Genomic DNA, 17305 nt, shown 5'->3' on the forward strand with positions numbered 1-17305 from the left:
TAACTCTTTTTATCAATAAACTTTATTGATAATGATTTTCATTATATATTACTCAAGGAATTTAAAGTTTGTGAATAAATTATGTTTAAACAATTTAGTATTGTGACTTTTTCATTACTCATCACTATACAAACCGTATTTGCACAACAAGAAAATATAACTAAAGATCATGCTCCTCTACAGGAGCAGAACAATACTAAGCAAAGTTTTGTATTGAAATCTAAATATACCAAACATAATTATTTGATTCAGACCTTTGTTCCAGTTGGCGAAGTTCCAAGTCAAGGTTTTCCAATTCTCTATATATTGGATGGCAACGCCGCATTTGATAGTGCTGCCAATATTGCTAAATCAGTAGGTGGTGGTGCCAATCGCTTAGGTCTAAGTCCTGTCGCAATTGTTGCGATTGGCTACCCTCAGCAAAACAGTTTTGATGTAGAAAAACGTGCTTTTGATTACACACCCAAAACTTCTGCTGAGTTTCAAAAACAAGCCAAATATCAACATGGCGGTGCCGATCAATTCATTCAATTCATTGAAAAAGAACTCAAACCTGTCATTCACACGAAAATTAAAGTCAATCTGCAACAACAAAGTTTATTTGGACATTCCTTTGGTGGGCTATTTGTTTTACATACTTTCTTTAGCCAACCCCAAACATTTCAACGCTATATTGCTGCTAGCCCTTCACTTTGGTTTGATAACTATGCTTTACTTGATCATGAAACAAACTGGTTAAATAAGAAAAATTCCAACAAACACGATTTAATGTTGATGACGACAGTTGGAACTCATGAGCAACGTAAAAGTGATATCGATGTAACTGAATCAACTCAAAAACAATTTGATTTTTATCAAAACCTAAATAAACAACGCTCTGATCAATTTTTATTTTGGAATTTCAAACATCCAGCTGAACAACATCTTACCAATATGTATGCGAGCCTACCTAAAGCGATCATGTTAGCAGGATGCCACACTCAAAATTGTTCAGCTTTATTTGATGAATTGACTCCATAATATTTGAACATTTGTTCTTGAATATTGAGTTATGATGAAATCGAATGAAATAAGAATAGTAACTTAAAATGAATACAATCTTATCGATTACAACGCTTGGTTTAAGCAGCATCATTTTGACTGGCTGTATTGGTTGCTACAATCCAACAGGTTGTAACCGTGATACCTCTCCCTATTACATTACCCAAACAACCACTCAGGTCCGTGGCATTACGCTTCCACCTCAAAGTAAAATAAAATACAAGTCTCAAAATGCTTTTCAAAAAGAACAACAAATGAAAGCTCTAAAAGAAAAAGACATTACAGGTATTCAATTAGCGCCTGATACAGCAATACTTTGGGGCGATATGCCCTCTTATATGTTTATTAAATTTTTTAATTCAGAAATGAGAGGTTTCTCAGTTTACCCAGCAGAAAGATTTACACCGACAAGTCAAAATGAATTTATTAAATTATGGCAAAGTTGCGCAAGTGATCTAGATATCACTCTAAAAAACCCAAATGACTGGTCTTTTAATCCTGAAAATATGGAAATTAGAGGTTGTGGTGTAAATATTCAAAAAAGAAGCCAATATAATGAACATTGGCCGAATCAGGATCAAGCAGATGAATTTTTAATAAAAATAAATCAAGCATTACAAAAATTACCGAAACAACAAAGCTATCCAGTTATTTACAACCCTAAAAAATAATTTTATTTGGAAGATTTCAGCTTACTCGAAAGTAAGCTGAAAATTCTTTTTTAAGCTTTCCCAATCAATCCACGAGCCACGATTTCTTTCATGATCTCATTTGTACCACCGTAAATACGTTGAATACGTGCATCAACAAAGAAACGTGAAATCGGATATTCAGTCATATAACCGTATCCGCCAAATAATTGAAGCAAGTTATCTGCCACTTTCATTTGCATATCGGTACTGAAGCTCTTCAATGCCGCTGCAGTTTCCACATCCAATTTACCTTCATTATATAAGGCAACATTTTGGTTATAGAAAGCTGCTGTTGCTAACTCATCAATCTTTGCTTGAGCCAATACAAAACGCGTGTTCTGGAAATTCCCAATCGCTTGACCAAAAGCTTGGCGCTCTTTTACATATTGAGTCGCAATATCAATCGCACCGCGAATGGCACCTAAAGCAGTAGACGCAATTGCTGTACGTTCGCGAGGTAATTCTTGCATTAAATAAGCAAAACCTTGACCCGCGCTACCTAACAATTGATCTTTCGGCACTTTGACATTGTCAAAGAACAATTCAGACGTATCCTGTGAATGTAAACCAATTTTGTCGAGATTGGTTCCCTTTTTAAAGCCGTCCAAATGTGTATCCACCAGCATTAAGGAAACGCCTTTAGCCCGAGCTTGAGGATCAGTTTTCACGGCTAGAACCACAACATCTGCATGTTGACCATTTGAAATAAAGGTTTTAGAGCCATTTAATACATAATGATCATCTTGAAGAATTGCACTAGTACGCATCGCTTGTAAGTCTGAACCTGCGCCTGGTTCGGTCATACCAATAGCACCTACAGCTTCACCAGATACCATTTTTGGCAACCAATGCTGTTTTTGTTGTTCTGTACCAATATGCTGAATATAAGGCGCAGCAATTTCAGAATGACAAGAAATTGCTGTTGATAAAGCTCCATATCCTGCACGTGCTGATTCTTCGACTAACATTAATGAATAATGAGTAGGAACACCATAGCCACCATACTCTTCAGGCACATCCACACACAGGAAGCCATTTTCACCTAGCGCTGTCCAAACTGAGCGTGGCATGATTCCTTCACGTTCCCATTGGTCATAATGCGGTGCGACTTGCTCGCTCATAAAACGTTTAAAGTTATCACGGAAGAGTTCCAAATCTGCATCATAAGCTAACATCTTTATTTCCTTTCGCTTTCATTTTTCTTAAAAATTGTTTCGAAGCCATGCTAATGATTTTTAGACCTAATGTCATGTTCCGTTTACATCATTTCACTAGACTGATTCGGTCAATATTTTATTTTCAACTCATCGATGAGCATAAACAATTGTTTAATCTATAGACAACCCCAGTTATTTTTTACGTGCAATCAGCTTCTTTTATGTCATATTAATTCTATTCTTAGCGATGATTTATAAACCACGATGAATACTAAACGAAATATCTACCAAATTGCTGAACATCCATTTGCCCAATATGTTCGTATTTTAGGTAAAGGTAAAACAGGTTCTCGATCGCTAAGTTATGAAGAAGCCTATCAAGCTTTTAGTATGATCTTAAAAAATGAAGTACTAGACGTACAACTTGGTGCTTTTTTGATGCTACTACGCGTTAAAGAAGAATCTGTAGATGAACTTGCAGGTTTTGTACAAGCAACCCGTGATCAACTGAATTTTGAACCGCTTGAAATCGACTTAGATTGGTCGTCTTATGCAGGTAAACGTAAACATTATCCATGGTTTTTATTGGCTGCTCTGACTTTAGCGCATCATGGTTACAAGATTGTGATGCATGGTGCTTCTGGTCACACGATTAACCGCGTCTACACAGAACAAGTTTTACAATACTTAGGTTATTCTATCTGCCACAACGAACAAGATGTTCGTGAACAACTTCAACAACACAACTTTGCTTATCTACCACTTGAGGCCATCTCACCAATTCTAAGTGATTTGATTTCACTACGAAATGTAATGGGACTACGCTCTCCGATTCATACATTAGCGCGTTTAATTAATCCATTTAATGCTAAAGCGACATTGCAAGCGATTTTCCACCCTGCTTATCGTACTTCACATCAGCAAACGGCTTTTCGATTGGGCTATCAAAATAGTGCCGTAATTAAAGGTGAAGGTGGTGAGTTTGAGCGAAATCCTGATGCTAAGACTTTAATTTGTGGCATTAAAAATGGCGAATTATATGAATATGAACTGCCCAAATTAACACCTGACCGCAGCCCAATTGAAGAAGAACTCGACCTTGCTGTATTCAAAGCTGTTTGGTTGGGTGAACAATCTCACGAATATGGCGAAATGGCGATAACTGAAACGATGAGCATTGCGCTATATACTATGGGTGTGGTTAGCAATTACGATGATGCAATGAAGAAAGCACAAGAATTATGGGATAGTCATTTTTGATCAAAAAAAACCCAAGATTATTTATATAACCTTGGGTTATTTGCTGAATATAAAAATTGATAAAATTAGAGTTTATTCACTTATTATAAAATCATAAGTTTTACTTAACTCATCATCACTTTTACCATAAAAACCTGTAGAAATTTCAATAGAAAACTTGCCAGAATATTTCGGATTACCTTTTACATTTACATTATGATACCCATTTAGCTTATTACTAGGCTCAATCACAACATCATTCTTATACATGATTATTCTAATCTTCAACTTTTAGAACAAAATCCTTATTAAAATCTTTTAATCCATCCCTTACAGTGCCAGAAATATTTATCTTATAAATACCAGATCTTTTGGGTGTACCTTTAATTGTTGTCAAAGCATGAGGAGCAAACTCTTTTTCACCTTGGTCTGATGAAACAATCAGACCACTCTTTTGATCGATATTTGACTGTACAAGAAAAGTATCCTCGATAATACTATATTCCTTCATTTTTATTTCTCCAAAATAAGGACTTCCAACTTTTGCTACTGGAATTTCTTTTGTCAAAAACACATCATTGTTTATATTAGAACAACCTAATAGAAATAAAAATGTTAGTGCTACAAATTTTTTCATCTATTTTAACTCTCTTTTTACAACAATAACGGCCCAAATAAACCGACTTAAAGTTTTTAAGCTAACAGATTTAATTCTATCCTGCCTACCCCAGTTAAAACATGTAGCATTAACGATAGTATCATCAGAGGTAAGTTTATTAACAACCCCTAAGTCTGTCTTTAAATCTGAATTAATTACGATATAATGTGAAGGGCCTATTGCTACTGAAGGTAGATCTGAACCACCTTGTGTTATCGCTCCAACCGTTAACAAAACGTAATAATAATCTTGTGATGGATAAGATGAAAGACTTCTCAAGACATCAAGCCAATCAACATTTCTTGGAACCTTTTGGCGAATAAAACTTTGGTATAAAGGAACACTATATCCTATCGAAGAAAACCAATTTTTTATTTCATCTGGCATTGTAAATGCCGTTAAACCATTTAGCTTATCTGCTATCCATCCAACTGCTTCTGCTTGATTGTACTTTGTAACCGAATTAGAGCTATCTCTTAAACTTCCCATTGTAATCCAGTCAACGGCAGATATTCTTGCAACTTCTTTATCATCATAAAAATTATGAACAAGGCGTGCACCTTTTAGATCAGGTTTTATATTTAACCTTCCAATTAAAACTTCTCCTTTTTCCCATAAAGCCTTAACAATTTTTTTATAAATTTCTTTATTACTATTTAATACACAATAAAAAAAAGCAGCAGGACCACATAAATAAGTAAATCTTTGATCAGGATAAGGTTCTTTTAAACGGCTAAATAGACTTGCTTCTACTGCCTCTTTTGTAAAAGGGTCTTTTTTAGAACCTGGCGGATGCTCCACTGAAACAAATATTGGGGTTGTAGAAATATTAACTACAACAGTATTTAGATTTTTAGGCTGTACAACCTTAGTTGCATCATTTTTTTCAGAGTATTTAACGATATCTAATTTAACATTTCCTACAATACTTTTTTCAAATTCTTCAACCATATTATTTACGTAATAATTTTTTATTACATGGTGCCAATTCCCATTATTATCTGACCTATAAAGATTAAAAATTAAAACATAATCTTTCAAAACTTCAACTCTTGAACGATTATTTTTCAAAGTTATCATTGCAGTCCTAAAATTAGAACCAGATTTTTTAAAAAGATACTTAACATTATAATCAGAGTTTTTATATTTTTGATTTACAGTATCAAATATAGATAAAGTATAGCTTAATTTAGTAATATCTACTTCAGTTTTTAACTTCACATATGGAAGATACTCTTTTATATTATTGCTCAACATCTAACTCCTTATCCAAAAAAACATGAATTGATACATCTTCTTTTTGTATGCTTCTTATTTCATTGGTAAAACCATTGGAATCAGTTATACCTTCAGCCGTTTTTCCAGAATCTAAAAAAACAATATATTTCTTGTTTATCAAAGGATTACCACTATCATCCAAAATTTGGTATTTTAAGCTATATTGATTTTTTTCACCAATTTTAGGTAGTGAATATTTTGGTATAGCTAGCTTACTTCCACCCATAAACAAATGTTGCCCTGCCTTCACCTCAAACTTGCCACCCGTCGTTAGCAAAATACCTGAACCATTCAGCTTAATTTGAGAACCGCCTGCGGTAATCACAATCTCTTTCGGACTAGTAATTTCAATACAGTCTTCCGTCGAGATGATTTGAATCCCTTGCTTGGCAAGTAAATCCATACCATCCCCTTGAGCATGCATTTCAAACTTACCTTTGGCTGCGACCTGTTTAATACCATTCTGTGCGGCAAACACACTGATTCTGTTTTGAGCATGCGTAATCAGATTTTTCTGTGTACTCAAATTGATACTGTCGCCGGCAAACTGATTGATTTGTCCATCCGCGGATAAATGAATATCTTCATTGGTGCTCAGGCCGATGCCAGCTGGTGAATTGAGTAGTAATAGTGATTTTTTAAATTGTGTTATTTTTTCTTGGATTTGTTCCGCAAACTCTTTTAGTTGATCCAGCGATTCAATCTCATCCGTTTGCTGATTCTTGGCAACTTCACTTAAGGCTTTGGCATTGTTTTGGTTGCCTTCGAGCTGTTGCTTGGCGGGTTGGGCATCAAGATGGTCGCCTTGGGCTTGATCCTGTTTCTGCGTAGAAATGAGTAAACCTTCCCCTGCACGTACTGCACCCCATTGATCGGTACGCAGTTCAAAGCCCTCACCTCTATCTTCACTTTCTGCTTGGTCTTTTGGGTGACTCAGTTTGCCGAGATTGAGTTGGCTAACAGCATGACTACTTTGCAGTTGCGCGCTGATTTGACCCGTCGTGTCATCAAAACGCAATTGATTAAAGCCTTCGCCTTGAACTTCTTTGGATTTGATTCCTGCTAGTTTTTTGGTATCAGGTAATTTGCCTGCATTGTCAAATTTGGTTGGGCTACGATATCCCTCATGAATCCGTCCTGTGACAAATGGACGATCGATATTGCCATCAAAGAAGTCTATCACCACAAGTTCATCTATACGTGGCAAGAATCGTGCGCCATAGCCTTCTCCTGCCCACGGTGTAAGTACATCCACCCATGCTGAATCGGTGTCGTTGTTATTTGCACCTGCACCACCATCATGACTATGGTCTTCATTTCTTGTGAATAGAAATCTTACTTTTATCCTACCCCATTCATCCACATGGATTTCCTCACCGCTTGGCCCAACCACTTTGGCGCGTTGTGGTGAAGCTGCTGGACGATGTTGTAGCGGATTAAATTCAGGAACGGTTTTGATATTGCGACGTTGTAGTGTCAGTTGATTGGCTTGCCGTTCTTCATTATTGGCTTGGGTCGGCTGCCAATTGCTTTGCGCTAATAGTTGATCAATCTGTTGGCTTAAATCTTTGGGCAAGTTGTTTTGGTTATAGAAGTTTTTGCCTGTGATCAGAAATTCTTTGTCTGCACCATCGTGTTGATCTATTTCAGGGTGTTCTGCCAGTTCAAACCAATAACCGACATGACTATCTCGCACGGTAGTCTGAGCTATAAATTGTTTGGATTGTAAGTCGTAGTATTGGCTCAGAGTCTGATTAATTTTTTCAATTTGAGCATTGCCTGATTGAGTTGATCCATCTTCATCATTCAAGTCTTGCATCCAAGCTGGTGAGAAATGCCATGCCTGTTCTAAACCGAGGCTGGCATTGTCATGTTGTTCACTGTGTTGATGCGTGCTCTGCACACTGCCTGCACCTTCTTCTTGTTCTAAGGCATCGGCTTGCCAGCGTTGTACATGAACTGAACTCGGCTGTAGTGTGCGTTGTCCGATTAAGCTGGTCATGCTGTCGTATTGTTCGGTGGCACTGCTGCGGTGGTAGCGAATCTGTCTTCGTTCGAGTGCTTGGTATTGGCTATTGTCATCGATGAGTCGAAGTTTTTGTGCTTGGATAGCAGCGCTGCTGAGTGCAACAATTCGCTCGGCTTCATCGATTAGCCAATTGATACCTTCGCTGCGCATTAATCGGGTCAGAAAGTCATAGTCGCTTTCATTGGCTTGCATGATGAATGGGCGGACATCGTAGTCTTGGCTGAGACCACTTAAATCTAAAGTGAGACTTGATGCAAACAATGAGCTTTTTTGTTGCCACTCTTTGAAGATGATTTCCACTACATCAGGCACACTTTTATTCATAAATACGCGGCTGTTACGGCGTTGTTTCCATAGTGTGGTGGGGTCTTCGAGCGTGAGTTTATATAAAGTTAAGCTGCCGTCGGATTGTCCTTGTAGGGCTTGGGTGATGATGCCTGTGACACGAGTCAACTGACCTTGATCGGTCACTGTATCTATCGCAACCTGACTACCAATGAATTGTTTTAATGGAATCGTGGCATTGGTGGATAGACAGATCAGTTCTGCTTTAAAGCCTTCATTGAGGTGATGTTGGCCATCGATACGTTGTAAAAAGATTTGTGTATTTAATTTTTGATTAGAAAACTGGATATGAATGGCACGTTTTTGTGAGCCAAGCCCTAAACTCTCTAAAGCTTGAAATATATTATTGAACATCTTTTTTTGAATATTGGCTTAAATTTACAGCATTTTACTGATAGCAATACGCCTCTGTCTATACAATATTGTCTATTTATGACATTTTATGTCACTTTTCCAGTACCACCTAACACAATCTATTTTTATTTTTATGATCATTTTCAAGCAATTATCTTCAAACATAGAGTAATAAAAATGCCCTCAAAATTAAGGGCACTGTAAATATCTCGCAACTTTTACACAAAACGAATCGGCTTAAACTCAGGCTCATTTTTGTGATGATCGTCATCACACTCTTCACCTTCTTCTTTCGTACCACGATCAATATAACCACTACGCTGTTCTTTCGGTAAATTTTCCATTTCCCATGCATACACAGCTTGCATACAAATTTCACGCTGCTCTTTGGTCAATGCAATACCATTTGGCCACTTACCAATTTCAACAGCCGTTTTCAGACGCTCAACAATCTCAGGATTTAAAATAGCGAGCATTTGTTCAATATTCATGAGTCATCCTGTTGAAAAGATTCAAAATCTTGATTCCAGCCTAGTTTTGTACGGCAAGCCATATAAAAATCATAACCAGGTGGATGTAATAAGCTTAGTTTAAACGGATGTTTCCGAATATGCACGGTGTCACCCACATTTAATGCAACACTGTGTTGCCCATCTGCACTGACCATTGGTAGCACACGATTTTCTCTAATCGTAATCTTAACTTCACTATGACCACCAACAACAATCGGTCTTGAAGAAAGTGTATGAGGATGCATTGGAACTAAAGCAATTGCATCCATACTTGGATGCAAAATAGGACCACCACCAGACAATGCGTAAGCAGTTGAACCAGTTGGTGTTGATACAATTAAACCATCGCTGTGCTGACGATAAACATATTGTCCATCAATACTCAGCTCAAAATCAATCATGTGAACGGATTTACCAGAATGTAAAACCACATCATTTAAAGCAATAGCATCATAGATCGTTTCATTATTTGTACGGACTTCCATTTCCAATAGAAAACGGCGATCGAGTTGAAACTGACCTTGTAAAACTTGATCTAGTTTAAAAATCGCTTCAGCAGGTTTTATATCAGTTAAAAAACCGAGTCGACCTCGGTTGATACCCAGTACAGGTGTGTTATGTCTCACCAGAGCACGAGCCGCATGGAGGAGTGAACCATCACCACCTACAACAATCACTAAATCAACAACTTCCCCAAGTAAATTGCGACTGACTGTTTGTCCATGACTATAAGGGACCAATTTAGCTGTTTCTTGATCAAATACAGGATTTAAGCCCAAAGTGATTAAATGATCATGAATTAAACATAACGTTTCTACTACAGAATACTTATCTGGTCGCCCAATTAGACCAATATTTCGAAAGGATTTATGTGAAATTTGCACGAATAATTCAGCTCCGTTGCGATTACTGGCTATCATATCATTAACAACTCAAATTGCGTTGATGATTGATTAAAAAGTATAAAAATGTCTATTCGTTGTTTTTTTATACGATTAATGTCAACACATTCTTAAACTTTTTATTCCATGTTGCTATTTATTCACAGTTTTATGATTGCAAAATGACAATAAGCTATCGCATCATTACCACCATTGTTTTGGTTTTAACGCAAATCTATGAAGTTTGAACGTGGTATTGGTTTCCTAGCACTCATTTTTTCAATTTTAGTGATTGGTGTGTTTGTTGCTTTTAGCATCTATCTGATTCGTTTAGATACGATTATTCGTGACAAGTTTGAAGGTCAGCGTTGGGATATCCCTGCCAAGGTTTTCGCTCGCCCATTAGAAATCTACGCAAATGCCCCTATTACCCAAGATAATTTTACTCAAGAGTTAAAATTATTAGGCTATAAAAATACAGCTAACTATGACAAATCTGGTAGTTATGTCGTGCAAGGCAACCAAATGTATGTTCATACACGTGGTTTTGATTATGGTGATAGTAGCGAACCTGAACAAGTTATTGAGCTCGCTTTTACAGATGGTCAAGTCAGTGAAATTCGCTCTACAAAACCTTCTAGCACTGGTATTGCACGTTTAGAACCTTTATTAATTGGCGGTATTTATCCTCAGCATAATGAAGACCGTGTACTTATAAAATTAAATAAAGTACCAAAACCTCTAATAGAAGCTTTAATTTCTACAGAAGACAGAAACTTCTATCACCATCATGGTATTTCCATTCGCGGTACAGCTCGTGCACTAGTAAGTAATGCAACTGGTGGTAAACGTCAAGGTGGTTCAACCTTAACTCAGCAGTTGGTCAAAAACTTTTACCTTTCTCCTGAGAAAACGCTTAAACGTAAAGTTAATGAAGCGCTAATGGCGGTGTTAATTGAACTACATTACAGCAAAGATGAGATTCTTGAAGCTTATTTGAATGAAGTTAATTTGGGGCAAAACGGTAACTATTCGATTAATGGCTATGGTTTAGCTTCACAGTTTTATTTTGGTTTGCCATTACGCGAACTGAATATTTCACAACAGGCATACTTAGTCGGTCTAGTACAAGGTCCTTCACTATATAATCCTTGGCGTAATCCAGAATCGGCAAAAAAACGTCGTGATGTCGTTTTGAATAACATGAAAGTAATGGGTTATTTAACCGAAGCTGAATATCAAGATGAAATTGCGCGTCCTTTAAATGTGGTGAGTAAACCAGCTTTAGGGCCTGCCAAATTTCCTGATTTCCTCGATATTGTCCGCCGTCAATTACGTACTGAATATCAAGAAAGCGATATTACCAATCAAGGTTTAAGAATTTTCACTACGCTAGATCCTATTGCTCAAACCCAAGTTCAAAATGCCTTTAAGAATACTGTTGAGCGTTTAGCCAAAGCGAACCCAGCTCGCTTAAAGAACTTGCAAGGTGCTGTTCTTGTTGCGCATCCTGATAATGGTGAACTGATCGCCGCTGTTGGATCAACTCAAGATTTCACAGGTTTTAACCGAGCTTTAGATGCAAAACGTCAAGTTGGATCTTTGCTGAAACCAATTATTTATTTAAATGCAATTGAGTCAGGTCGTTATACTTGGGCAACACCTATCGAAGATAGTACGGTAAACATTCCAATTGATGGAGATAAAAGCTGGACACCGAAAAACTACAGTGGTGGTGAACACGGTGTTGTGCCTATGCAACAAGCTTTAGCAAACTCATATAACCTTTCCACTGTCCGCCTAGCAAATGAATTTGGATTGTCTGCATTTAGTAATAAATTAAAACAATTTGGCGTGAGTTCGGATATTCCAGCGTATCCATCTATCTATCTTGGTGCTGTAAATATGTCGCCAATGGAAGTGCTCAGCATTTATGGCAACTTTGCAACTGGCGGTTTTAAATATCCTCCTCGTTCGATTCGTACTGTCGTCGATGCTAAAGGACATTTGTTAGATCGTTATGGTTTAAATGTTCAACAAACCATTGATCCTGCTGCGGCTTATATTTTGAATTATGGCTTACAGCAAGTTATGCGCTCAGGTACAGGACGTTCTGCTTATGCGAGCTTACCAGAGTCTTTAAACTTAGCAGGTAAGTCAGGTACGACTAATGACACTCGTGACTCATGGTTTGCAGGATATTCAGGTAATCATGTTGCTGTAGTGTGGCTAGGTCTTGATGATAATAAAGTGACTGGCTTAACAGGGTCATCAGGTGCATTGCCTGTATGGACGAATGTAATGAAACAACTTCGTCAAGAACCTGTAAACCTACGTCAAACTGATAATGTTCAATGGCAATGGATTGATAGTGCAAGTGGCGATTTATCTGCTCAAGGCTGTGATGGTGCAATGTATATTCCTTTGCTTCGCCAAACAGTTCCTCGCCGTGCTACGGCTTGTGGACAATCACATTATGAAGTTGAACCTACCTATATGCCACAAACTGATGAATCGAACGCTGATGAATCTAATGATGGCATAGGTAATTATATTCGAGAAAGTGAAAATCAAATGCATACAGATTTATCCAATCACACCTCAACCCGCGTTATTTCAAGCGGTAGTTATAACGGTGATAACTAATTTAAAAGGATGATTGGACATGATTAAGCAATTAACGGTTATTATGGGCATGTTGGTCGTTGCAGGTTGTACCACTACACCTCAAAAAACATCGACTTCGCCCTCAAATCAAACCCCAACGACCAATACACAGAAAAAGAAGGTGACTCCACCTTCAACTGGCGTAAAGATCACACCATATGATCAGAAAGAAATTAAACGTCAAAATGTGCAGGTTGTTGTACCCCAACAAAAAGTGCAGCAAAAATTTAATGATGGTAGCCAACTACCTGCATTTAGAACTTTGATGCAAAAAACTCAAGTTGCTTATAAACAACAGCAACTTGCCGAAGCTGAACGTTATGCACTACAAGCACAACGTATTGCACCTCAAGCTTCAGAAACTTATTTATATTTAGCAATGATTGCCAATCAGCGCAAACAATATGCCAATGCCGAAGCATTAGCACGTCGTGGTTTGAGTTATGCGCAAAGTAATGTTATGAAAAAACAACTTTGGTACATTGTTCTTAGAGCAAGCGAAGCACGTAACCATCCAATGAAAGCACAAGAAGCTAAAAAAGCCATTCAAGCACTTTAATTCATTTTAAAGAATTAAATGCTCGAATACCAGCAAGCCCATAAGCGTGATGTCTTTGGGCTTGTTCTAAATCTGATGGTTTGACACCACCTAAAGCAAACACAGGAATATCACTTTTCCTTGCTAATTCTACAAAACCATCCCATCCTAATACTTTTGCATCAATATGCGTTTGAGTTGCATGTACAGGACTCAGAAATGCAGCATCACATCCAACATGATGAGCATGCTGTAAAGAAACAGCGTCATGACAAGCAGCGATAAATCTTTTACCTGTGAGCAAGTCACCTTTTTTCAATTGCAATAACTGTGATTGCTTCAGATGAATAGATTTAATTTTTGTTTTTAATTCTGGATTAAGCTTGTTCCAAATATCGAAGTTTAAAATTAACTTATTTAATTGCTCAGACGTCAAACCATGTAATTGCTGTTCTATAGCATTGATTTCATCAGATTCTACACGCCAATAAAATTCTGCATTACATTCAGGTAAATCACTCATTTGATCACTAATTTTAATCAAATGTGACCATATCAAACGGTCTAATATTGCTTGATTTGCTTTTGGAAAATTTAAACTCGCCAATTGATCACGGCTATACCATGTCCACGGTTGGTGAATAAGCTCTAATAATTCATCAGGCACATAAGCATGATATAGATGTAGATTAACAATCACATCATCGTATTCGTGGCATATTAGATCAAATGAATGCCATTCTTTTAAACCAATACCAACCTCTTCATAAACCTCTCTACGACAGGCTTGTTCAGGTGTTTCACCTGCTTCAACTTTCCCACCAGGAAATTCATGCTTATTTCCTTGATGCTGATCTGCTTGCCTCCAACCGACAAGAACTTTGGATTTATGTAATAAAATTGCGATTGCAACATCAACTGTAGCTTTAGACATAACAGTTTAAAATCTCTCATATTTTCATATTAATTTTAAGTAAAACGACCATCAATTCACATGTTAAAAAACATAATTAATGAATGATTTTGTAATTTTTTTAAATTTACGTTGACAGGCCTATTCGATAATGATTATCATTTAAAACATTAAAAAACACACCACGGAGCATAACAAATGAACGCACCATTTAACCTATTTACTCGTAGTACTGATACCGCTCACTCTTTACCGATGCTACATTCAAATAACTTATTTGCATTAGGTCGTGAAATTCGCATCATGCACGCAGGAGAAGAATATCGCTTACGTTTAACACGTAACAATCGCTTAATTCTAACTAAGTAAAATATTAAAAACGGAACAATAATAAACGTGGAAATAGCAGTATGTCAGCGCATACTGCTTTTTATTTTTTATGTCTTAATAAAAACATATAACTTAACGCATCAATCGAATAACAACTTCTAAACCACCATGCTCAGAATGCATAAATAAAATTTTACCGTGATGCAAATCTATAATTTTTTTACAGATTGATAAACCGAGACCTGAACCTTGCGTTTTCGTTCCTAAAGCTCTGTAAAAACGCTCTCCTAATCGCTCCAAAACTTCTGAACTAATAGCTTGTCCTTCATTCTCGAATGTAAGTTCTACAAACTCAGGTTGCTGTTCTACAGTTAAATAAACATTTCCGCCAATGGGTGTATAACGAATCGCATTATCTAAGATATTTCTTATACTGGTAAAAATGAGTTGTTGATTGGCTACGACCATACAATTTTCAACTCTACTTTTTTGAATAAATTTAATCGACTTCTCATTTGCAAAAAAAGTTAGAGCTTGGATTGCTTCATCCATTATTTCTTGTATATCAAAAGGTGATTTAGGCAGATTTTCTGGCTTTCCTGGATCTAAACGCGCCAATAATAATAAGTTCTCTAATATTTGAATGCCGCGACTTACGTCTTGCTGCATTTGTACAAAGTCATGAGCACGTTCAGGATATTTGCGTTGTAATAACTGTAATCGTAGTTGTATAGCAGATAATGGCGATCTCAATTCATGTGATGCATCGGCAGTAAATCGTTGTTCAGCTTTTAAAGATTGATCTAAACGCTCCAATAAATGATTTAATTGTTTGAGCATCGGTTGTAATTCTTTTAGTTCAATTTCTCTTACTTGAATGGGGCTAAGATCATCGACATTTTTTTCAGATATTTCAGTTGATAATTGATGAATAACACGAAATTGACGCTTAATCAAAAAATGTAAAATCAACCATTGTATGAACCAAACCATGATTAAAATGAATGAATACCATAAGAAATTATGAAATAACTCTTTAAAACGCTCTCTTAAAGGTTGTATCAACAACACTTCTATATTTGACTGTTTATCTATAGCTATATAACTTCGCCATAACTGATGATCTTGCCAAATAAAGCCGTAATTTTCGTCTCCAGTGCCTAATCGATAGTAGGTTTGATCTAGTTTAAAATCTTCAGATTGAGTCAAAGTGTATTGCGGATTACTTAATCGATATTGAATATCAAACTGCTCACTCAACTCATCTATTTGCTGACCTGATGCAGTTGTTAAATCTGCGATCAGTAACATGTCAGAAATCTCATCCATGATTTCATCTTGGATTTGCATAGTTTGATAGATAGAAATAATAATAAATAAAAGTAATGCCAAAGTTCCAGCGATGACTGAACTTGCTACAGATGTTTTGATCAGTTTGCTTTGTAAAGAGACAACTTTCATTCTACTCTTCCTGATGCATTCGATAGCCTAGACCCCGTATGGTTTTGATGTAATGACCGCCAATTTTTTTACGAATTTGATAAATAAAAACTTCAATTGCATTACTTTCAATTTCATCTCCCCATGCATAAAGCGATTCCTCAAGCTGCTCACGTGTCAAAATATGATTCGGCTTTTGCATGAGCTTATACAAAATCTGAAACTCTTTGGCAGTAAGGTTGATGGGTTTACCTGCTTTCACAAGTGTTTTCGCTTGGGGATCAAGTTGTAAATCTAAAAAATTAAGATACTGACCAACTTCTGAGTGATAGTGTCTCAACTGGGAACGGACACGAGCGGACAACTCCTCTAAATTAAAAGGTTTAACCAAATAGTCATTTGCACCTAAATCTAATCCTTCCACACGATCATGAACATGATCTTTTGCTGTGATAAAAATGACAGGTGTTTTCATATTTTGGCGACGTATAGTTTTTAGAATGTCATCTCCCGATGCCTGAGGTAAACCTCTATCTAATAATATACAGTCATATTGATGTTGTTCGATCGCAGCAATCGCGTAATCACCTCGCTCAACCCAATCGACACTATAACCATCCATTTCTAGCCAGTCTTTAATGCTTTCTGCTTGAGAAGCATCGTCTTCAGCCAATAAAATTCGCATCAATAAACGCTCTCATTTTATTTCCAATATTGAATTAAAGCATAAACAAAAAACCACATGAATATCATGTGGTTTTCTATATGGGATCTGTGATTAGAATTTAACTTGATCCACATCAACTTCAACACGTTTCGCTGGTTTGTAGTCAATGTCTATTTCACCAATAATGGTCACAGGCGTTTTAGCTGAAATTGGTTTCCCTTGCCATAAATCATCGTCTATATCGACCGTAATACTGCCAGTTTGATCACTGAATTGGTACTTTTCATCACCTATGGATTTAACAACATAGCCTTTCAATTGCACAGGTGTATCATCTTTTAACGTTAACGCCTGTTTGACAGTTGTTGTCTGTGTTGGTGCTAAAGCTTGTTGGTTAACTGCACCTGTATTTGCAACTGCAAACGTTGTAACACCAACTAAACCAGTAACAACAACAACTTTAGAAAATAGGTTCATCTTTATACCCTCATCATTGTTCATCATTTCGATGTAGTCATTAAAACAAATGAAAATGAGGCGAATCTGAAGATTAAAATTTTCTGT

The 17305-nt window shown here is 36.8% G+C and carries 17 protein-coding genes; 6 read left to right on the forward strand and 11 right to left on the reverse strand.

The genetic code is table 11. The features are described from left to right. Positions 1 to 81 precede the first annotated feature (81 nt). Together NGC85_RS09110 and NGC85_RS09115 are read left to right on the forward strand one after the other, a co-directional pair. Positions 82 to 1020, forward strand: a complete 939-nt coding sequence (locus tag NGC85_RS09110) for an alpha/beta hydrolase (protein ID WP_254730417.1) — start codon at positions 82 to 84, stop codon at positions 1018 to 1020. Positions 1021 to 1088: 68 nt separating this feature from the next. Next, positions 1089 to 1712: a hypothetical protein gene (locus NGC85_RS09115; RefSeq protein WP_254730418.1), complete on the forward strand. Its 624-nt coding sequence runs from the start codon at positions 1089 to 1091 to the stop codon at positions 1710 to 1712. A gap of 50 nt (positions 1713 to 1762) precedes the next feature. Here the strand turns inward: NGC85_RS09115 and NGC85_RS09120 are convergent, their stop codons facing one another. Further along, positions 1763 to 2908: an acyl-CoA dehydrogenase family protein gene (locus NGC85_RS09120; RefSeq protein ID WP_005053713.1), complete on the reverse strand. Its 1146-nt coding sequence runs from the start codon at positions 2906 to 2908 to the stop codon at positions 1763 to 1765. A gap of 246 nt (positions 2909 to 3154) precedes the next feature. On the opposite strand from NGC85_RS09120, the gene NGC85_RS09125 reads away from it, so the two are divergent. Further along, positions 3155 to 4150, forward strand: a complete 996-nt coding sequence (locus NGC85_RS09125; RefSeq protein ID WP_254730420.1) for a glycosyl transferase family protein — start codon at positions 3155 to 3157, stop codon at positions 4148 to 4150. A 72-nt stretch (positions 4151 to 4222) separates the two neighbouring features. Here the strand turns inward: NGC85_RS09125 and NGC85_RS09130 are convergent, their stop codons facing one another. The 6 genes from NGC85_RS09130 to NGC85_RS09155 form a co-directional block, all read right to left on the reverse strand. After that, complete coding sequence (locus NGC85_RS09130) at positions 4223 to 4399, reverse strand: hypothetical protein (RefSeq protein WP_254730422.1); 177 nt, start codon at positions 4397 to 4399, stop codon at positions 4223 to 4225. Positions 4400 to 4406: 7 nt separating this feature from the next. Further along, entirely contained in the window at positions 4407 to 4766 is a 360-nt protein-coding gene (locus NGC85_RS09135) for a hypothetical protein (protein WP_254730425.1), read from the reverse strand. Continuing rightward, a complete protein-coding gene (locus tag NGC85_RS09140; RefSeq protein WP_254730428.1) occupies positions 4767 to 6044 on the reverse strand; it encodes a hypothetical protein in 1278 nt (425 codons plus the stop codon). After that, positions 6031 to 8793 (reverse strand): type VI secretion system Vgr family protein, encoded by a 2763-nt coding sequence (locus tag NGC85_RS09145; RefSeq protein WP_254730431.1) that lies wholly within the window; start codon positions 8791 to 8793, stop codon positions 6031 to 6033. The genes NGC85_RS09140 and NGC85_RS09145 overlap by 14 nt, the downstream gene beginning before the upstream one ends. 218 nt (positions 8794 to 9011) lie before the next feature. Continuing rightward, complete coding sequence (locus tag NGC85_RS09150; RefSeq protein ID WP_005159772.1) at positions 9012 to 9284, reverse strand: YeaC family protein; 273 nt, start codon at positions 9282 to 9284, stop codon at positions 9012 to 9014. Continuing rightward, a complete protein-coding gene (locus NGC85_RS09155) occupies positions 9281 to 10189 on the reverse strand; it encodes an NAD(+) kinase (protein ID WP_034710474.1) in 909 nt (302 codons plus the stop codon). Before NGC85_RS09155 ends, NGC85_RS09150 begins: the two co-directional genes overlap by 4 nt. A 234-nt stretch (positions 10190 to 10423) precedes the next feature. Between NGC85_RS09155 and mrcB the strand changes: the two genes are divergently transcribed. Together mrcB and NGC85_RS09165 are read left to right on the forward strand one after the other, a co-directional pair. Continuing rightward, positions 10424 to 12832 (forward strand): penicillin-binding protein 1B, encoded by a 2409-nt coding sequence (gene mrcB, locus NGC85_RS09160; RefSeq protein ID WP_254730434.1) that lies wholly within the window; start codon positions 10424 to 10426, stop codon positions 12830 to 12832. Positions 12833 to 12851: 19 nt separating this feature from the next. Next, positions 12852 to 13412, forward strand: a complete 561-nt coding sequence (locus tag NGC85_RS09165) for a tetratricopeptide repeat protein (RefSeq protein WP_005053704.1) — start codon at positions 12852 to 12854, stop codon at positions 13410 to 13412. A 1-nt stretch (position 13413) separates the two neighbouring features. On the opposite strand, the gene NGC85_RS09170 is transcribed toward NGC85_RS09165, so the two are convergent. Next, complete coding sequence (locus NGC85_RS09170) at positions 13414 to 14325, reverse strand: thiamine phosphate synthase (protein ID WP_254730437.1); 912 nt, start codon at positions 14323 to 14325, stop codon at positions 13414 to 13416. Positions 14326 to 14502: 177 nt separating this feature from the next. On the opposite strand from NGC85_RS09170, the gene hemP reads away from it, so the two are divergent. Continuing rightward, the gene (gene hemP, locus NGC85_RS09175; RefSeq protein WP_005053700.1) at positions 14503 to 14673 is read left to right on the forward strand and encodes a hemin uptake protein HemP; all 171 of its coding nucleotides are present in this window, start codon (positions 14503 to 14505) and stop codon (positions 14671 to 14673) included. A 93-nt stretch (positions 14674 to 14766) separates the two neighbouring features. Here the strand turns inward: hemP and NGC85_RS09180 are convergent, their stop codons facing one another. The 3 genes from NGC85_RS09180 to NGC85_RS09190 all read right to left on the reverse strand — a co-directional run bounded on the left by NGC85_RS09180 (position 14767) and on the right by NGC85_RS09190 (position 17218). Continuing rightward, positions 14767 to 16095 carry a HAMP domain-containing sensor histidine kinase gene (locus tag NGC85_RS09180; RefSeq protein ID WP_254730440.1) on the reverse strand — a complete coding sequence of 443 codons (1329 nt, stop codon included), beginning with the start codon at positions 16093 to 16095 and terminating at the stop codon, positions 14767 to 14769. Between the two features lies 1 nt (position 16096). Further along, positions 16097 to 16759 carry a response regulator transcription factor gene (locus NGC85_RS09185; RefSeq protein WP_254730442.1) on the reverse strand — a complete coding sequence of 221 codons (663 nt, stop codon included), beginning with the start codon at positions 16757 to 16759 and terminating at the stop codon, positions 16097 to 16099. 93 nt (positions 16760 to 16852) lie between these two features. Next, entirely contained in the window at positions 16853 to 17218 is a 366-nt protein-coding gene (locus NGC85_RS09190; RefSeq protein ID WP_254730444.1) for a NirD/YgiW/YdeI family stress tolerance protein, read from the reverse strand. Between the last annotated feature and the right edge of the window lie 87 nt (positions 17219 to 17305).

Source organism: Acinetobacter sp. Z1 (assembly GCF_024296945.1).
Classification (GTDB): domain Bacteria; phylum Pseudomonadota; class Gammaproteobacteria; order Pseudomonadales; family Moraxellaceae; genus Acinetobacter; species Acinetobacter beijerinckii.